A 19,039-nucleotide genomic window follows, 5' to 3' on the forward strand; every position below is an offset into this window, starting at 1 on the left:
CATCCTCCTCTAAGGAGGGATATTGAGGAGCATTTGGAAATATAGTTGGCCAGTACAATGTTCCTGATTGTAGATTCATCTAGTGTCACCCCATTCTTAATTGCTAGCCATTCTGTTCATTATCGTTGCCGAAAAAGGAATTGATATGCATGCATTTCGGTTTTGAGAATTGATCCTAAAATAATTGGATTACTAAACCACAAAGAATTTTTACGCATATTTGTACATGTATTTCAATACTATTTAGTGAATGAATAATTTCAGGAATAAGTTAACGTCTGCGTTATATAAAATTGTATAAGAGGAGTGAGAAGATGACAGAAAAGGAATTAATAAAAGAAGAGAAATTATGGGGGATGTTTGCACATCTCTCCTCGCTAGCTGGATTTTTTACAGGAATTGGATTTATTGTTGGGCCATTAATTGTGTGGTTAGTAAAGAAAGACGAGAGTGCGTTTGTAGATAGTGAGGGGAAGGAATCATTAAATTTTCAAATTAGTATGCTCATTTATTATATTGTTGCAGGCCTACTTTCTCTTGTATTAATCGGTCTCATTCTTATCCCTATTCTGGCGGTGTATCAACTTGTTATTGCTATTATCGCAGCGGTTAAAGCAAAGGATGGTCAACACTTTCGTTACCCTCTTACTATTCGTTTTATCAAATAAAATAGTATTCTAGTGTTCTAAAACTTCGGCAGTTATGCCGGAGTTTTTTTTATAAAAGGTAATAGATGTTGAGGAATTTTATGATAACAAGAAGTAGAAAAGTTATTGTATAATATTCTCGTGAAAATACAATTCTGTAAGCGCTTTACATAATGAATTTGCGAGAAACCCATGATAGAACTATTTATTTTATAGTAGAGAATGTGGAGTATAGCAGAATTTGTCGTAAATTATTTGTGAATTAGTGTTGTACAAAAACAATAAATCTTTTATTATTAAATTAAATATTCTAAATATTTTAAATATTTAGAAGAAATAATAAATAGGAGGGTTACATGTGTTATTAAAAAAAGAGATGTCATTTGTTCTAGCAGCTTCACTCGTATTCGGAATTTTGGCTGGATGTGGAAAAACAGATCAAGCATCTAGTTCAGCTTCGGGTGGAACTGGACAAGTTATTAAAATTGCAACGCAGTCTCCTTTGTCAGGTTCAAGTGCAACATCAGGTGAAGCAATTGAACTAGGAGCAAAATTGAAAGTTGAGGACGCAAAAGAAGAATTTAAGAAACTAGGATATGATTTACAATTTGTTCCTTATGATGATCAAGGTGATCCTAAAAAAGGTGCAGCAAACGCTCAGCTTATAGCTTCAGATGCACAAATTCTTGGAGTGGTTGGTCATTTAAATTCAGGTGTTGCCATTCCATCATCTGAAGTGTATGAAAAAAATAATATTGTCATGGTATCTCCTTCTAATACAGCAACTGCAGTTACTGACAGAGGGTTAAAAACAGTTAATCGCATATGTGCACGCGATGATTTCCAAGGACCTGCGGGAGCAGATTATGCAATGAAAACATTGAACGCAAAGAAAATTTTCGTTATCGACGATAAAACAGCATATGGTTCTGGTCTTGCTAAAGAATTTGGAGATGCTGTAAAGAAAAACGGCGGAACATTAGCTGGTACTGAATCCATTACAGTTGGTGAAAAAGATTTCAGCGGCGTATTAAATAAAGTAAAAGCTTCCAATGCAGATTTGATATTTTTTGGGGGATTATACGCTGAGGGTGGCTTAATTGTAAAGCAAGCTCGTGACAAAGGCATTACAGCTCCAATTCTTGGCGGAGATGCAATCGATTCAAAATCAATGGTAGACATAGCTGGTACAAGTATTGTTGATACTTATTTTACATCAGTAGCAGCAGATGTAACGAAAACTGCTGAAGGTAAAAAGTTTGCAGATGCATATAAGCAAAAATTTAATAAGGATGTAGAAGGATACTCAGCATATGGATATGATTCAGCAGGCGTTCTGCTTCAAGGGCTTAAAGATGCAATTGCAGCAAATGGAAATAAGCTTCCTTCTCGTCAACAAGTAGCAGAATCCGTACGTAAAATACAAGATTATCAAGGTGTTGTAACAAAAGTTGGATTTGATAGTAAAGGTGATAATAAGTTCGCTAAAGTTTATATTTATAAGTTTGATGGAGCAAAATATCCTGGCGTACAACAAGGAGAAATAGAAAAGAAATAAGCTTGGAGAGCGGGTACAAGAATCTTTGTACCTGCTTATATTATATTTTTCTTTTATTTCTAAAAAAAGAAATATGTGATTATACAGATTAATTAGAACAAGTGCGGCATAGGAGGGTATTCCGTACTAATAGATAAATAGAAAGCGAGGAACAAGCATGCTGAACGCAATATTGAATACTTTACCACAAGTTCTGATCGACGGTTTAACGCTGGGCTCTGTATATGCCACAATTGCCTTAGGGTATACGATGGTATATGGAATCTTGGAGCTGATTAACTTTGCACATGGAGAAATCTTCATGAGTGGAGCTTTTATCGGGACCGGTCTTTTACTTGTGATGACAGGATTCGGTTGGTTAGGAGCGATGCCGGCAATTTTAGCTCTTATTCTTGTGGTAGTAGTAGCTGGGGTAATAACCGGATTTTTAGGAATGGGAATTGAGAGGGTGGCTTACCGGCCATTACGAACTGCGCCAAAGCTAATTACACTCATTACAGCAATTGGAGTTTCCTTTTTGCTGCAAGATATCGTTCGTTTTATTACTGAACTTCGACAAGGAAATTACATTGTAACTGGACCTTCCTTATTTACAGATAAGGTTTCCATTCAAGCTTCTCATCTCTTACCGATGTTTAGTGATGCACAGCTAAAGTCATCTTCTATTATTCTCATTCTAATAGCAATTGTAATGATGATTTCTTTAGATTTTTTCGTTAACCGGACGAAATGGGGAATCGCAATGCGTGCTGTGGCGCTTGATCGTGAAACAGCGTCATTAATGTCCATTAATGTAAACAAGGTAATATCGTTAACGTTTTTTATTGGATCTGGACTTGGAGGAGCAACAGGGGTATTATTTGCCATGCAATATGGAACAATTGATCCGTATATTGGATTTATTTTAGGATTAAAGGCATTTACAGCTGCTGTAATGGGTGGGATTGGTAATATTCGGGGAGCCATGGTAGGCGGTATACTATTAGGAATTCTTGAAATGTTTGCAGCAACGAATCTTACTATATTTACAGGCGGATTATTTGGATCCGAGTATAAAGATGTGTTTGCGTTTATTATCCTAATTTTAATTCTTATTTTTAAGCCAGAAGGAATTTTTGGCAAAGCAGTCACAGAGAAAGTGTAGGTGATACGCATGTTAAAATTCAAACAAAACAAGCTATTACAAGGTGTATTACTTGCCTTATATATTGTAATTACGTCAGCCAGCTTATATTTTTCACAAAAGTCCGTTATTGCCTTTTTATTACTTCTTTTTTCTCTCTTGTTACTTTATTACACTAGCTTTACAACAAGAATAAAATGGATGATTGGTCTCGTGGAATTATTTTTGGTAGTACCATTTGCTGCAAGCGGTGGGCAAGCTTATCAATCTTATATGGAAGTCGCTACTTTAGTAGGAATTTATGTTGCAATGGCATTAGGATTAAATATTGTAGTTGGATTTGCTGGTCTTCTCGACCTAGGGTTTATTGCTTTCTTTGCAGTTGGAGCTTATACGTACGGAATCTTTTCTACTGCACAGGCAAGTAACTTTATGCCATTTGGTCATTATCCGTTATCTGGTGAAAGCTTCTGGATTTTTATCCTCATAGGAGGCTTTATCGCAGCCCTTTTCGGTATATTACTAGGAATTCCGGTTTTGCGTGTGAAAGGGGATTATTTAGCGATTGTAACGTTAGGGTTTGGTGAAATAATTCGCATTATATTTAATAATTTGGATAAACCAGTTAATATTACGAACGGGGCAATGGGCTTGACATCGATTCAAGCGCCTCAGCTTTTTGGTATTAGCTTTAGTAATGCTAGTCAATTTTATTACGTAGTACTTGTTATTTTACTATTCGTAATTTTTGCAGTCAGACGTCTTGAATACTCAAAAGTTGGACGTTCTTGGAAGGCAGTACGAGAAAATGAAATTGCTGCACAGGCGATGGGAATTCATCTTGTACGAACGAAGTTGCTTGCTTTCGCAATTGGTGCATCTTTTTCAGGAATGATGGGAGTTGTGTTTGCGGCTAAGCAGATGTTTATAGATCCTACTAGTTTTACGATGATAGAGTCTACAACCATCCTCGTAATGGTACTACTAGGTGGGATGGGAAGTGTTCCTGGTGTTATTCTCGGCGCAGCAGTAGTTACGATTTTAAATTTACAAGTACTTGCAGAGCTAACGAACTATTTAAATGCACTAACACAAAATGGAACCATAAATATTCCAGATGCACTCTCTCCAGCAAAAATGCAACGTTTCATTTTCGGCGGTATTCTCATTCTATTTGCCTTGTATCGATCTCAAGGATTAATCCCAGCAAAAAATCCAACTTTTAATAAAGCAGAGCTGGAAAAAACAACGAAACAAGAAAATGCGAAAATTGAGGAAAAAGCATTTGGAGCATAGGAGGTGCCAAGATGATTTTAACAGTTAAAAATGTAACAAAACGCTTTGGCGGTCTTACGGCAGTGAAATCAATTGATATGACTGTTGAAAAAGGCTCCATTACAGCAGTGATAGGTCCAAATGGTGCAGGTAAGACAACTTTCTTTAATATGGTCACAGGTGTATATAAGCCAGATGAGGGGGAAATTATCCTTGATTCGAAACCATTAGTCGGTTTAAAACCTCATAGTATTTCTCGAGCTGGTATTGCTCGTACATTTCAAAATATTCGACTTTTTAATAATATTACCGTCCTTGAAAATGTCATGGTCGGTGCGCACAATCATTTAAAGAGCACATTTGTAGGGGTATTATTAGACTTACCCCATGTAAAGCGGGAAGAAAAAGAGGCACAACGCGAAGCATTTCGTCTTCTTACCTATGTAGGACTTGGTGATTACTTAAATGAGGAGGCCCAAAATTTACCGTACGGTGCACAGCGTAGGCTAGAGATTGCTCGGGCTCTTGCTTCTAAGCCGAAGGTTCTTTTACTTGATGAGCCAGCTGCTGGTATGAATCCAAAAGAAACAAGGGAGCTAACGGATTTAATTTTTCGTATTCGAGAAGAATTAGGGATTACCATTATTTTGATTGAGCACGATATGAAGCTTATTATGAAGATTTCAGAGCATATCATTGTTCTTGATCATGGTGAAAAAATTGCAGAAGGTAAACCAGAAGAAATTCGAAATAATCCAAAGGTAATCGAAGCTTATCTTGGAAAGAGCGCAGTGGCGGCAGAGTAAAGGAGGAATAGAAGCAATGCTACAAATGAATAATGTTCATGCATACTATGGTGGAATTCATGCATTAAAAGGGGTTACCATTAGCGTTGAAAAAGGGGAAATTGTGACGTTGATTGGCAGCAATGGGGCTGGAAAATCAACGACATTAAAAACAATAAGTGGACAGGTGGTTCCAAAGGATGGAACGGTTACATTTGAAGGAAACAATATAACAAAACAACTGCCACATCTTACAGCGCTGTCCGGTATTGCTCACGTACCAGAAGGACGCCGGATTTTTTCCCGACTTTCTGTTCTGGAAAATTTAGAAATGGGTGCTTTCTCTGTTAAAGATAAAAAGGTAGTAAAGGAACGGATAGAACAGGTGTTTTATTATTTTCCAAAGTTAAAGGAACGTCTCGATCAACAAGGAGGTACGATGAGTGGCGGGGAGCAACAAATGCTTGCCATTGGAAGAGCATTGATGAGTAAACCGCATTTATTAATGCTAGATGAGCCCTCTATGGGTCTGGCTCCTATTATTGTAGAGCAAATATTCGAAATTATAAAAGATTTAAATAAAGAGGGAATGACAATTCTTCTTGTGGAACAAAATGCTTACCAAGCCCTTCAAATCGCTCATCGCGGATATGTAATTCAAACTGGTGAAATTAAAATGGTAGGAAAAGGTTCCGAACTATTGAAGGATGAAATTGTAAAGGAAGCATACTTAGCTTAGTAAACAATAGGGAAGGTGCAAAAGATTGCACCTTCCTTATTTGTGATTGTTCCTGTGAACAGTTAGTTCTTCCAATTTTTTTCAATAAATGTAGCGCGTCCGGATTCTATACGTTCTTGTTTGTATTTTTCGGGATTTTTCTTGTAAAAATGTTGATGATATTCTTCTGCTTCAAAAAACGTGTCGGCAGGAAGAATGCTTGTGACAACAGGCTTTTGAAAGCGACCGCTACGTTCTACTGCCTGCTTCGATTCTTCCGCTAGTTCCTTTTGTTTATTAGAATAGTAGAAAATTGCAGTTCGATACTGCGTTCCACGATCAAAAAATTGTCCACCATCATCGGTTGGATCAATTTGTGGCCAATAAAGTTCTAGCAGTTTTTCATAAGGAAATATAGTAGGATCGAACTGTATTTGCACAACTTCGTAATGTCCTGTCGTCCCACTTTTCACTTGCTCATAGGTAGGATGGTCAACACTTCCACCAGAATAACCAGAAACTACTCTTACAATACCTGGTAATTCATCAAATGGTTTGACCATGCACCAGAAGCATCCTCCGGCAAACATAGCAAATTCAATTCGAGATTCTTCCATTATCTATTCATCCTTTCATTATGTAGGTACTATTGTATTTATAGTAAGTTTCACTGAGAAACACAATCGGTACTCAGTAAATTTATGCCTCTTCACCGCGTGAATAGCAATTATTATAACTGAAGTATGTTTTCATGTAAAACAATGTACAAGTAGACTCCTATAATAGATATAGAAAAATATTACATTTGAAATAAGAAAACTAAAATACATAAATCTTTATATAAGCTAAACACAAAAATCCATTGACAAGGATTATAATGGAATTAATGGCATTTTCATCAAAATTTCATATTGAAGAAAAGAGGGATGGGATTGAGTTGGATTACAACATTAAAAAACGAAATGGATATTACGGGGAATTTAGAAAAAGACGTGGAGTCCTTTTACAAACATTTTAATGCCCTACCCCTGTTTTTGCATTCTGTCGATGTCGCAGAGGAATGTAGAAACCTAGCGAATCTTTTCCATACTAATGAAAAAAACGCACATATTACAGGTTATTTACATGATATAAGCTCTGTCATTCCTAAGGAAAATATTATGGAAGCTGTTCTTGATTTGAATATAGCTGTATTACCCGAAGAAACCCAATTTCCATATCTACTATATCAGAAATTATCGGCGGCACTTGCTCAAGAACTGTTTCAAATAGATAATAAGGAAGTATTAAGTGCTTTAGAGTGTCACACAACATTAAAGAAAAAATGTAAAAAACAAGACCTCATTTTATTCGTAGCAGATAAAATAAAATGGGGTAAAATTGGAAATCCACCATATATTGCAGCAATTCATATGGAATGGCAAAAATCATTAGAGCATGCCGCATATTGTTACATTACATATGTATGGGAAAGAAGAAATCAATACCAGGTCATTCATCCTTGGCTAATAGAAGCATATTATGATTTAAAGGAAAAGTTAGAAATCTCTTTCTCTAGTGAAAATGATACGAAATGAAAATGTTTTGTATACGACTCGTTATAAATTTTTAACTACATGTATATGAGTGTAGGTGAACTTAATAATATAAGTATTGTGAATACGAAAGAATTTGGTATATGATAAATATAGTATATGATAGAGTTGGATTTGATTGCTATGACTTTGATAACGATAGGGTGTTTAATATTATTTTAGTATGTATTGTCTAATCTTTTTTTTAGAATGTATGTGATTTTGTTTTTTAGTAATATAAAGTATATTCGGGTGATTGCAATGGAAAAAGAAGAGATGTTACTCATCAAAATAGGGAATACGATAAAATTGGAAAGAATGAAAAATGGACTTTCACAGGCAGACCTTGCTCAACAATCTAATCTTCATAAGAATTTTATTGGTATGGTAGAGCGAGGGCAACGCGGACCTACGATTTCTTCTTTACAAAAAATTTGTTTAGCATTGGGTATTAGCTTAACCGAATTTTTTCAATCTTTAAATTTATAATTGCATAAGAAAATGGCCAAAGGTGTTGACTCATGGGGTATTCTTACTACTTTCATTAGTAAAAAGACATTTGTACAAAGCGTATAAATGTCTTTTTGTATTTCTTATGTAGTTTACGCTCAATTGCTACGTATAGTACAATAATACTGTAACTCAAAATGTCTGGAGGAAATTAACATTGATCCAAGTTAGCAATGTAAGTTTACGATACGGAGACCGAAAATTATTTGAAGATGTAAATATAAAGTTTACACCAGGAAATTGTTATGGTCTGATTGGCGCAAATGGAGCTGGAAAATCTACGTTTATTAAAGTATTATCTGGTGAAATTGAGCCTAATACTGGAGATGTATTTATTACCCCTGGAGAGCGTCTTGCTGTTTTAAAACAAAATCACTTTGAATTTGATGATTATGCAGTAATTGACACAGTTATAATGGGCCATTCTCGTTTATATGAGGTTATGCAAGAAAAAAATGCAATCTATATGAAGGAAAACTTTACGGATGAAGACGGTATGCGTGCGGCAGAATTGGAAGCGGAATTTGCAGAAATGAACGGTTGGGAATCTGAAGCAGACGCCGCTATATTACTTAAAGGTGTTGGAATAGACGAAGAACTACATCAAAAGAAGATGGCTGAGCTAACAGGTGCTGAAAAGGTGAAAGTATTATTAGCGCAAGCATTATTTGGTAAGCCTGACATTCTACTTTTAGATGAACCTACCAACTATTTGGACATAAAAGCGGTACGTTGGCTTGAAAATTTTCTTCTTAATTTTGAAAACACTGTAATTGTTGTTTCGCATGATCGGTACTTTCTGAATAAAGTTTGTACACATATGGCTGATTTAGATTATGGACGTTTGCAAATATATGTAGGGAATTATGACTTTTGGTATGAATCAAGTCAACTAGCATTAAAAATGTCTCAGGATACGAATAAGAAAAAAGAAGAGAAAATAAAGGAACTTCAAGGTTTCATCGCTAGATTTAGTTCCAATGCATCGAAAGCAAAACAAGCGACGTCGCGTAAAAAATTATTAGACAAAATAACACTTGATGATATACGACCATCCTCTCGTCGTTATCCGTTTGTTGGCTTTACTCAAAATCGTGAAGTTGGTAATGATTTGCTTCAGGTTGAAGGACTATCCAAGACGATTGATGGCGAATTGGTTCTTAATAATGTGAGTTTTACTGTAAATAAGGGAGACAAAATTGCCTTTGTAGGACGTAATGAACTTGCAAATACAACTCTATTTAAGATATTATCAGGTGAATTAGAGCCAGATAGTGGCACTTATAAATGGGGTGTAACTACGACGCAAGCCTATTTTCCAAAAGACAACGCTTCTTTCTTTGAAAATAATGAATTGACGCTAGTAGAATGGTTACGTCAATTCTCTCCTGAAGATGAATCAGAAAGCTTCTTACGTGGATTTTTAGGTAGAATGCTCTTTTCTGGTGAAGAAGTAATGAAAAAAGCAAAGGTCCTTTCTGGAGGAGAGAAGGTCCGCTGCATGCTTTCCAAAATGATGCTAAGCGGTGCGAATGTATTATCTCTAGATGAGCCTACGAACCATTTGGATTTGGAGTCAATTACAGCATTAAATAATGGTTTAATTGCGTTCAAAGGAACGATTTTATTTACGTCTCATGACCATCAATTTGTACAAACTATAGCAAATCGTATTATTGAGATAGGATCCAATGGTATGATGGATAAACAAACTACGTATGATGAATATCTTGAAGATGCGGATATTCAAAAAAGAGTGGAACAATTGTATGTCTAAATATAGCTCAATAGGGTTGTAAAACGATTTCAAGTAATATTCATAATTGTATAATTTTCAACATATTTTTGAATTTCGAAAGCAGGCCTATTAACGGTCTGCTTTCCTTATTAATATAGAGAAAAAATTATGAATCCGATTCATAACATGAGGAACGAAGGGGAATAGTATACATTGTAAATGTTGATAGCATCTGGAGGTGTAAGACATATAATTCGACCATATCTTCTATAATTAAAGCGGGGAAATGATTCGGAATTATTCGAAAAATATTATATTCCGTTTTTTGTATTATAAGTATATATTATACAATATATGAAGTGTTTGTATATATGCTTACCTTTTTGTGGATAAAATGTGATGATTGATATGTAAAATCGACAAAAATGTATTTTTTTTATAATAGTACTTTACAAATCTCTAGAATTTAGTAGAATGTGTAGTAATAGAAATTTTCAGATAATTTTACTAGTAGAATTATTGTGAGATGTAAGAAAACTTCTATTTGACAAAAGATACATATAATCAAGGAGGGTACCCGAATGAATAAGAAAAAGATCACAGCTGTAGTTGCGCCTGTGCTTGTTGCCAGCTTGGCATTAAGTGCTTGCGGTACAAAAGATAACAACACAGCAAACAGTGGCACAGGAAAGTTAGCAGCAAAGCAAGTATTAAATTTAACGGATAGTGCAGAAATTCCTTCTATGGATTCTACGCTGGCAAAGGATCAAGTTTCCTTTATCGTTATGAATAACGTTATGGAAGGTCTTTACCGTTTGGATAAGGATCAAAAACCAACTCCAGGGGTAGCAGAATCGTATACAAAGAGTGATGACGGCAAAACGTATACATTCAAACTTCGCAAAGATGCGAAATGGTCGAATGGAGATCCTGTCACTGCAAAAGACTTTGTTTATTCTTGGAAGCGTGCGGTTGATCCTGCGACAAAGGCAGAATATTCTTATATCATGTTTGATATAAAGAATGCACAAGCAATTAATCAAGGTAAAGCATCACTTGACACGTTAGGTGTAAAGGCAATTGACGACAATACATTGGAAGTACAATTGGAAAATGCAGTTCCTTATTTCCTTGAATTAACTTCGTTTGGAACGTTCTATCCTCTTAACGAAAAATTCGTGAAGGCGCAAGGAGATAAATTTGGTTTAGAAGCAAGTACTACATTATATAATGGACCATTTGTTCTATCTGATTGGAAACATGAACAATCTTGGTCATATAAGAAAAATGATCAATACTGGGATAACAAAACAGTAAAATTAACAGATATTAACGTAAATGTTGTAAAAGATGTTGCGACTGGTGTTAACTTGTATGAATCAAACCAAGTAGATCGCGTTAGACTATCTTCAGAATTCGTTGATAAATACAAAGGACAAAAAGACCAATTTGTTACAGAACAACTTGCATCAACTTATTTCCTACGTTTGAATGAAAAACGTAATGGAAAAGATACACAATTAGCAAACAAAAACTTGCGTAAAGCAATCTCAATGGCATTTGATAAAAAAGGACTAGCTAACGTAATCTTAAATGATGGTTCTGTATCTGCTGATTACCTAGTTCCTAAAGATTTAGTTAAAGATTCTAGCGGTAAGGATTTCCGTGATAATAAAGGAAATCTATTATCAACGGATACAGCAAAAGCAAAAGAATACTTTGATGCTGCTAAGAAAGATCTTGGCACAGACAAAATCACTTTAGAATTCTTAAACTATGATACAGAAACTGCTAAGAAAACTGGTGAATATATTAAAGATCAATTGGAAAAGAATTTACCAGGTTTAACAGTTAACATCAAACAACAACCATTCAAACAAAAATTAGAACTTGAATCAAAACAAGATTATGAATTTTCATTAGCTGGTTGGGGTGCTGATTACCCAGATCCAATGACGTTCCTAGATATGTTTGATAGTAAGAATGCAATGAATGAAATGAGCTATTCTAATCCTGCATACGATAAAATTATCAATGATGCTAAAACTACATTGCTTGCAAATCCAAAAGATCGCCTAGATCAATTGGCTAATGCTGAAAAATTATTGTTAGACGATGCAGCTATTGCACCAATTTATCAACGTGGTGATTCCTATGCACAACGTCCGTATGTAAAAGGTATCGTAAAACATAACTTTGGCGGCGACTACTCATACAAATGGGCTTATGTAGAAGAACACTAAAATTCACATGGTTGTGAAAAACAGGGGGTGTATACTCCCTGTTTTTTTGTGCACATTTTTCTTTTCGCTACATACAAATGGTAGGAGTTTAGAATAAGGGTGATTCATGTGGAAAATCTGTATTTAGATTTATTGGCACAACTTGGTGTAAGTAGTGCACATCCGGGAGGCTTTTCTCTAACCACCCACTTACTTAGCTATCTCCCTCTCTCCTCACAATGCTCCGTATTAGATGCTGGTTGTGGCACAGGAAGGACGGCTATAAACATTGCAAATAAATATGGGTGCCATACTGTGGCAATTGATTTAAATCCAACTATGATAGCTAAAGCGAAACAAAATATCTTAAGAGAATGTGCAACGATTTCTCTCCTACAAGGCACGGTGGAAGCACTTCCATTTAACAGCGGAACATTCGATGTTGTTTTGTCAGAGTCAGTAATTGCATTTACAAACGTACAACAAACAATTGCAGAACTTAGGCGTGTCTTACGGCCAGGGGGATATCTAGCTTGTATTGAGATGTGTGTGGAACGACAACTCCGTCAGGAAGAGCAGGATGAACTTCGTAGTGTTTATGGTACAAAGGAATTTCTAACCTCGATGCAGTGGTACTATTATTTGCAGCAATCCGGCTTTTCTGATATAAGAATGGTTGAGGGGAGTACAATTGCTACTATGTTGCACTCGGCACAGGAAGTACCAAGTTGGGACGTTTCCCCGAGCATTCCCCCTTCCTATATGGACTTATTGGAAAAACATGAAAAAATCATAGCAAAATATCAACACGTACTTGGTCATCGTTCGTTCCTATGTAAAAAATAAAGGAAGTCTCCCTCAGTAATGTTCATAATCTTACTGAAGGGAGTATTATTAATTGTAGTTATGATTGATTAAAAAAAGAATAAGGCTGCAAGTGTAATGCCGACAATAAACCCAAAGGCAAGTTCTAAGCCGAATTCCCCATTGTAATCATAGCCATACCCATCGTATCGGGTATTGTCATAGCCATAATAATCTTCATCACTGTATCTTGGACCGTAGCCAAAACCACCATTGTATGGTCGCTTGCTAACGGGCTCAATCCAAACAGAATTATCTGTAATTTTTGTAATTCTTCCTACATGGTAGGAACCCTCTATATCGCGAATGTGTACAATTTTGCCATTGTATTGATGGCAAAGATGATAACAATCTTGCTTATTCATCTTTTTTCCTCCTCTCTTTTGAGCTACCATATAGTATATGGACTTGCTATAATAATGTTTGTATATCTAACTATGTACGTATCTCCTTTTTTAAAAGGACCATTATTTCCAGTGAAAGGAGGATTTCAATGTATTCGAAGAAGTCTTTTTTAGCAATCATTCTTATTTGTTTTCTAAGTATATTAGTAAGCGGATGTGCATCTGGACAAGCACATATTACGGTTCATGAAAATGGAAGTGCTGATGCTGATTTAACATTTGGACTAGAGCAACAAGTCAAAGCATATATTGGAACTTACAATCCATTTACGACGCTAGAAGATGAATTACACAATAATGGGTTTGTAATCAAGCCATTTGAAAGCCAAAGTGAGTTTGGTTTTCAGGCATCGAAGCATTTGGAGAGTATTGGACTTGAACCAAAACAATCTGGTGTTGCCCATGCTGCGTCTAAAGCAACACTTGAAAATAATGAATTTATTTCGTTTCATACAGAGCAAGTGGATAAGTATTTTTATTCGGTGTATTACGTTACGGGTAAGCTGAACATTTCAAGCTATTATAATAATTTATTACAAACAATAAACAAGCAATTTAAGGCTGCTCAGTCTGCCCCATCATTTGTAGCAAGTCAAATCAGACAAAACCTTGATTTGCGTGTGAAAGTATCTCTCCCTGTCAAAGCAATTACTTCAAATGCGAATGATGTATCTTTTGATGGGAAGGATTTGGAATGGCAAATTGATCCTACTAGTGAAAATACAGTGACAATGGCGATTACTGTACCTAATGTTCAGCATATTGTAACGGCAGCTAGTATTGTTCTCGTTTTCTTAATTGCCCTTATCCTATTTATAAAACGAAGAACAGGGACGAAAAACCAAATTTCATGATGCAAGAGATAATGTGTTTAAAGTGCGCTCTTTCGGTCACTTATGCTATGCTTATTTGTGCATACACAATTGAAATGAGGGGAAACAAATGCTAAACCAAACGGCTATACCGCTTCGAACACTCGGAAAAACAGAATTGGAGATTTCCGCACTTGGTCTTGGATGTTGGCAATTTAGTAAAGGGAGCGGTATGGTAGGTCGGTTTTGGCCAGTTTTATCGCAGGACGACATTCGTAACATTGTCAAGACTAGTTTGCAAGGTGGAATCAATTGGTTTGATACCGCTGAAGTATATGGAAAAGGGCAGTCAGAGGAAGCATTAGCAGAAGCTTTGGTAATGCTTGGTGAAGAAGCAAAGGATGCTCTAGTTGCAACGAAGTGGTGGCCACTATTTCGATCTGCTAGTAGTATTACTGCTACAATCGATAATCGAATACATGCTTTAAAAGGCCGCACAATAGACTTGTATCAAATTCATCAACCCTATGCACTTTCAAATGTTCGCTCACAGTTAATTGCAATGGCTTCGCTCATAAAGGAAGGAAAAATCCGTTATGCAGGCGTAAGTAATTTTAATGAATCAAAAATGAGGGAAGCTCATACGGTTTTGCAGGAGTTCGGATACCCACTTGCCTCTAATCAGGTGAAGTATAGCTTACTTGATCGTCGCATTGAGAAAAACGGTATTATGGATGCTGCTAAAGAGCTAGGCATTACGATTATTGCGTATTCTCCACTTGAACAAGGAATATTATCGGGCAAGTTTCATAAAAATCCAGAACTTGTGAAAAAAATTACAGGACCTCGGAAATATTTATCCTATTTCAAACCTACAGGTCTTGCAAAAACAAAGCCACTCATTGATCTTCTAGATAAACTAGCTTTAGAATATAACGTAACAACCAGTCAAATTGCATTAAATTGGTTAATTCATTTTCACGGAGACACAGTGGTGGCGATTCCAGGAGCATCGAAGATTCGACATGCAGAGGAAAATATCGGGACGCTTGGATTCAAATTATCGGAACAGCATCTTAATGAGATAGATAGGATGTCAAAGCAGGTAACTGCCAATTAAAATCGGAATACGATTTAACGAAAGGCACCTACAAGGTGTTCTTTTTTTTATGCATATGATAAAATTCAGTAAAATCCGATAAAATTAATGGGTAAAAACTATTGACTTTCTTTTACAAAATTATTAGAATAAAGACACTCTACAAAATATAATAAATTTTCCGAATTCTTATCAAGAGAGGTGGAGGGACTGGCCCTATGATACCTCGGCAGCGGATTCTCTTTGAATACTGTGCTAATTCCAGCAAGCAAAAGTGCTTGGAAGATAAGAAGAGTTTATAAATGTTTTCATATTTTTGTTAACATTTCAACCTCTTTCTATTTTCTAGAAAGAGGTTTTTTATTTGTAGTAGGGGATTACTTCATGTAAAGAAGAGTTGAATTATTACATGTACATAAGCTTAAAAAAGCATGGATTACATCAACCTACCATAACCCTACTGCATATGAACTATGGAAAATAAAAACGAGTTAGAAGTATTATGAGGTTCACTCATGAAAGGAAAAGGGGATTAAACATGAAAAAACTATTATTCGTACTAGCTAGCATTCTACTAATTGTAACTGGATGCAGTAACAAAACATCTACTCCTGTAGAAAAAACAATTAAGGTGGGTATTAGTGGATCTGATACACGTGTTTGGGATTTTGTTAAAGAAAAAGCAAAAAAGGAAGGTATTAATATTGAAATCGTTAAGTTTTCAGATTATATCCAACCAAACCTTGCACTTAGCAATGGTGAAGTAGATGTGAATGCTTTTCAAACGGTAGCGTATTTCAATTCCTTTAAGAAAGATCGTAATCTAGATCTAACAGCAATTGGAACGACAGTACTCGCGCCTTTAGGCTTGTATTCTAAAAAAATAAAAAGTGTACAGGATTTGAAGAATGGGGATCAAATTGCAGTGCCGAATGACACAACAAATTTAGGACGTGGACTCATTCTTTTAGAAAAAGCAGGGCTTATAAAATTAAAGCAAGGCTTTGATGGTAAGGGTGGATTAGAAAATATTGTAGAAAACCCTAAAAATTTAAAAATAACTCCTGTGGCTGCAGGTCAAACTCCTCGTGCTATGGATGATGTTGCAGCTTCCATCATAAACAATGGTATTGCAGTTGATGCTGGATTTAACCCGAGCAAAGATCCGATTTTCAGGGAAGATCAAACGGCTAAACCATATATAAACATCATAGCAACGCAAACGAAGCGTAAAGATGATCCAACTTTGAAAAAGCTAGTAGCCATTTATCAAACAGAAGAGGTTGCGAATTTCATTAAAGAAACATATAAAGGGGCTCAAATTCCAACGTCTATTCCTGTAAAGGATATTGAAAACTTGTAAAAAGGGGATGCTGATATGTCTGTAATACAAGCGGAGGAACAGCGTAATAGAATTATTGAAAATATCAATAGAGCAGAAGCAGTATATATTGATACGAGTCATACTATCCACAATAATCCTGAAATTGGAAATCAAGAATATTTTGCTTCCCAAACCTTACTTGCTCTTTTAGAGCAGGCAGGGTTTGAAATCACAAAAGATATTGCAGGACATGAAACAGGTTTTATTGCAAGCAAGCAATCTGGTAAACCAGGTCCTACCCTTGGATATCTTGCTGAATACGATGCACTTCCTGGACTTGGTCATGCTTGCGGACACAATATTATAGGAACAACAAGTGTAGCAGCTGCAATTGCAGTAGCTGAGGTCATCGATGAGACCGGAGGAGAAATTGTTGTTTTTGGTACACCGGCAGAAGAGGGGGGACCAAATGGAAGTGCAAAGGGAAGTTATGTGAGTGCTGGATTATTCAAAGATGTGTCTGCATGTTTAATGATTCATCCTCATAATAAAACGTCGACAACGAGTGAATCGCTTGCAGTTAACCCATTTGATTTTCACTTTTACGGTGTCTCGGCTCACGCAGCTGCATGTCCGGAAAAAGGAATCAATGCATTAGATGCAGTTCTATCTTTATTTAATGGTATAAATGCGCTTCGTCAACAATTATCAGCTGATGTCCGTATTCACGGTATTATTACGAATGGCGGTGATGCACCTAATATTATTCCAGCCTACGCATCCGCACGTTTTTTCATTCGTGCAAACACCCGAGTAGCTTGCGAGAGAGTAACTGAAAAAGTGTTTAATATTGCAAAAGGAGCAGCGCTTGCTACCGGAGCAACCTTAAAAATCGAGCAAACCCAGAACAAAATTGATAATCTATTATTAAATTCTACGTTTGATGAAATTGTTGCTAATGAATTAGAGCAGCTAGGCGAGGTTGTTTTTCGTGATGGGAGAACGGGAATTGGATCTACAGATGCTGGCAATGTAAGTCAAGTAGTTCCTACCATTCATCCGTATATAAAAATAGGAAATGATAATTTAGTTGCTCATACAGATGCGTTTCGTGAGGCTGCTTGTTCCCAGCAAGGAGATCAGGCCTTGATTATAGGGGCAAAGGCGCTAGCCTTAACGGGATATCGATTACTCATTGATCGTGATTTGCTTCAAAAGATCCATGCTGAGTTTGAATTAAAAAAGCAAGCTGAGCAAATAGTACAGTAGGTTAATTGAAGTATTTATTTTTTCTATTCTAGTATTTACTTGCAAACAGAGAGGGGAAATAGTTATGAAATATGGATTTTGGCTTCCGATTTTTGGAGGATGGCTTCGCAATGTAGAGGACGAAAATATGCCGGCGACGTTTGAGTATGCAAAATCAGTAATACAATCTGGTGAAAAATGGGGGTTTGATGTTACTCTTATAGCAGAACTATATTTAAATGACATTAAAGGACCTGATCAGGATTCATTAGAAGCGTGGACAACAGCAGCAGCACTTGCAGCGGTAACCGAACGGATTGAAATTTTAACTGCTATTCGTCCTGGATACCACAACCCAGCAGTTATTGCAAAAATGGCAGCAAACATCGATCAAATATGTAACGGAAGATTTTCACTAAATATTGTGTCTGCATGGTGGGCAGAGGAAGCGCGTCAATACGGCGGTATATTTACAGAACATGATGAACGATATGATCGTACAAAAGAATTTGTAGATATTATAAAGGGACTATGGACAGAGGATACATTTAGTTATAATGGTAAGTATTATACGATTGAAAATGCTAAACTGTCTCCTAAGCCTGTTCAACGACCGTATCCACTCCTTTATGCAGGTGGAGAGAGTGAAAAAGGTAAGAATGTAATTGTAAATGGTACGGATGCATATGTAATGCATGGTGGCACTCCTGAAGAAATTGAAGTGAAAGTGGCTGATATGAAACTACGTCGTAAAAATGCGGGGAAACCACCGTTTGAAACATTTGGTATGGCAGCTTATGTTATTTGCCGTGATACACCAGAAGAAGCACAGGCTGAATTAGATCGTATTACGGATATTAAGGATTCTAGTGGTTATGCAGGTTACGATGATTTCGTAAGCAAATCTCATCTTGAACAACAAGTGAAGCTATATGATTATTCTGTTTCAAATCGTGGTTTGCGTCCGAATTTAATTGGAACCCCAGAGCAAATTGCTGATCAAATCCTAGCATTCGAACGTGTTGGAGTCGATCTTCTCATTCTTCAATTTTCGCCACAATTAGAAGAAATGCAACGTTTTTCAGAGCAAGTAATGCCAATTGTAGAAAAAAAACGAGCACAAGCGATTACATTATAA

General features: G+C 36.2%; 18 protein-coding genes and 1 riboswitch. Of the genes, 16 read left to right on the plus strand and 2 right to left on the minus strand.

The genetic code is table 11. From position 1 onward, the window contains the following. Nucleotides 1-314: 314 nt before the first annotated feature. From ACAN53_RS05170 to ACAN53_RS05195, 6 genes are all read left to right on the plus strand, one after another. Nucleotides 315-668: a DUF4870 domain-containing protein gene (locus tag ACAN53_RS05170; RefSeq protein ID WP_379967897.1), complete on the plus strand. Its 354-nt coding sequence runs from the start codon at nt 315-317 to the stop codon at nt 666-668. Between the two features lie 337 nt (nt 669-1,005). After that, complete coding sequence (locus tag ACAN53_RS05175; protein ID WP_379967899.1) at nt 1,006-2,205, plus strand: branched-chain amino acid ABC transporter substrate-binding protein; 1,200 nt, start codon at nt 1,006-1,008, stop codon at nt 2,203-2,205. 157 nt (nt 2,206-2,362) lie between these two features. Further along, nucleotides 2,363-3,349 carry a branched-chain amino acid ABC transporter permease gene (locus ACAN53_RS05180; RefSeq protein ID WP_379967901.1) on the plus strand — a complete coding sequence of 329 codons (987 nt, stop codon included), beginning with the start codon at nt 2,363-2,365 and terminating at the stop codon, nt 3,347-3,349. Nucleotides 3,350-3,358: 9 nt separating this feature from the next. Beyond that, nucleotides 3,359-4,624 carry a branched-chain amino acid ABC transporter permease gene (locus ACAN53_RS05185; RefSeq protein ID WP_379967903.1) on the plus strand — a complete coding sequence of 422 codons (1,266 nt, stop codon included), beginning with the start codon at nt 3,359-3,361 and terminating at the stop codon, nt 4,622-4,624. An 11-nt stretch (nt 4,625-4,635) separates the two neighbouring features. Next, entirely contained in the window at nt 4,636-5,409 is a 774-nt protein-coding gene (locus tag ACAN53_RS05190) for an ABC transporter ATP-binding protein (protein WP_379967905.1), read from the plus strand. Nucleotides 5,410-5,425: 16 nt separating this feature from the next. After that, entirely contained in the window at nt 5,426-6,127 is a 702-nt protein-coding gene (locus ACAN53_RS05195) for an ABC transporter ATP-binding protein (RefSeq protein ID WP_379967907.1), read from the plus strand. 62 nt (nt 6,128-6,189) lie between these two features. Here ACAN53_RS05195 and msrA read toward each other — a convergent pair whose 3' ends face one another. Then, nucleotides 6,190-6,723 carry a peptide-methionine (S)-S-oxide reductase MsrA gene (gene msrA, locus ACAN53_RS05200; RefSeq protein WP_379967909.1) on the minus strand — a complete coding sequence of 178 codons (534 nt, stop codon included), beginning with the start codon at nt 6,721-6,723 and terminating at the stop codon, nt 6,190-6,192. 315 nt (nt 6,724-7,038) lie between these two features. Here msrA and ACAN53_RS05205 point away from each other — a divergent pair, with 315 nt between their 5' ends. The 5 genes from ACAN53_RS05205 to ACAN53_RS05225 all read left to right on the plus strand — a co-directional run bounded on the left by ACAN53_RS05205 (nt 7,039) and on the right by ACAN53_RS05225 (nt 12,996). Further along, nucleotides 7,039-7,683 carry an HD domain-containing protein gene (locus tag ACAN53_RS05205; RefSeq protein WP_379967911.1) on the plus strand — a complete coding sequence of 215 codons (645 nt, stop codon included), beginning with the start codon at nt 7,039-7,041 and terminating at the stop codon, nt 7,681-7,683. A 258-nt stretch (nt 7,684-7,941) separates the two neighbouring features. Beyond that, complete coding sequence (locus tag ACAN53_RS05210) at nt 7,942-8,169, plus strand: helix-turn-helix domain-containing protein (RefSeq protein ID WP_379967913.1); 228 nt, start codon at nt 7,942-7,944, stop codon at nt 8,167-8,169. A 178-nt stretch (nt 8,170-8,347) separates the two neighbouring features. Further along, complete coding sequence (locus tag ACAN53_RS05215; RefSeq protein ID WP_379967915.1) at nt 8,348-9,967, plus strand: ABC-F family ATP-binding cassette domain-containing protein; 1,620 nt, start codon at nt 8,348-8,350, stop codon at nt 9,965-9,967. A gap of 542 nt (nt 9,968-10,509) precedes the next feature. Next, entirely contained in the window at nt 10,510-12,171 is a 1,662-nt protein-coding gene (locus ACAN53_RS05220; RefSeq protein WP_379967917.1) for a peptide ABC transporter substrate-binding protein, read from the plus strand. A 108-nt stretch (nt 12,172-12,279) separates the two neighbouring features. Continuing rightward, entirely contained in the window at nt 12,280-12,996 is a 717-nt protein-coding gene (locus ACAN53_RS05225; protein ID WP_379967919.1) for a class I SAM-dependent methyltransferase, read from the plus strand. A 68-nt stretch (nt 12,997-13,064) separates the two neighbouring features. On the opposite strand, the gene ACAN53_RS05230 is transcribed toward ACAN53_RS05225, so the two are convergent. Continuing rightward, nucleotides 13,065-13,379: a hypothetical protein gene (locus ACAN53_RS05230; protein WP_379967921.1), complete on the minus strand. Its 315-nt coding sequence runs from the start codon at nt 13,377-13,379 to the stop codon at nt 13,065-13,067. 128 nt (nt 13,380-13,507) lie between these two features. Between ACAN53_RS05230 and ACAN53_RS05235 the strand changes: the two genes are divergently transcribed. From ACAN53_RS05235 to ACAN53_RS05255, 5 genes are all read left to right on the plus strand, one after another. Continuing rightward, the gene (locus ACAN53_RS05235; protein WP_379967923.1) at nt 13,508-14,272 is read left to right on the plus strand and encodes a hypothetical protein; all 765 of its coding nucleotides are present in this window, start codon (nt 13,508-13,510) and stop codon (nt 14,270-14,272) included. A gap of 88 nt (nt 14,273-14,360) precedes the next feature. Further along, nucleotides 14,361-15,350 carry an aldo/keto reductase gene (locus ACAN53_RS05240; RefSeq protein ID WP_379967925.1) on the plus strand — a complete coding sequence of 330 codons (990 nt, stop codon included), beginning with the start codon at nt 14,361-14,363 and terminating at the stop codon, nt 15,348-15,350. Between the two features lie 165 nt (nt 15,351-15,515). Beyond that, nucleotides 15,516-15,621: riboswitch (SAM riboswitch) on the plus strand. Nucleotides 15,622-15,867: 246 nt separating this feature from the next. Further along, nucleotides 15,868-16,692: a MetQ/NlpA family ABC transporter substrate-binding protein gene (locus ACAN53_RS05245; RefSeq protein WP_379967927.1), complete on the plus strand. Its 825-nt coding sequence runs from the start codon at nt 15,868-15,870 to the stop codon at nt 16,690-16,692. Between the two features lie 15 nt (nt 16,693-16,707). Continuing rightward, nucleotides 16,708-17,922: a M20 family metallopeptidase gene (locus ACAN53_RS05250; RefSeq protein WP_379967929.1), complete on the plus strand. Its 1,215-nt coding sequence runs from the start codon at nt 16,708-16,710 to the stop codon at nt 17,920-17,922. 64 nt (nt 17,923-17,986) lie between these two features. After that, nucleotides 17,987-19,039, plus strand: a complete 1,053-nt coding sequence (locus tag ACAN53_RS05255; RefSeq protein ID WP_379967931.1) for an LLM class flavin-dependent oxidoreductase — start codon at nt 17,987-17,989, stop codon at nt 19,037-19,039.

The sequence above is a fragment of the Ectobacillus soli genome (genome assembly GCF_042610425.1).
In the GTDB taxonomy this organism is placed as follows: domain Bacteria; phylum Bacillota; class Bacilli; order Bacillales; family Bacillaceae_G; genus Ectobacillus.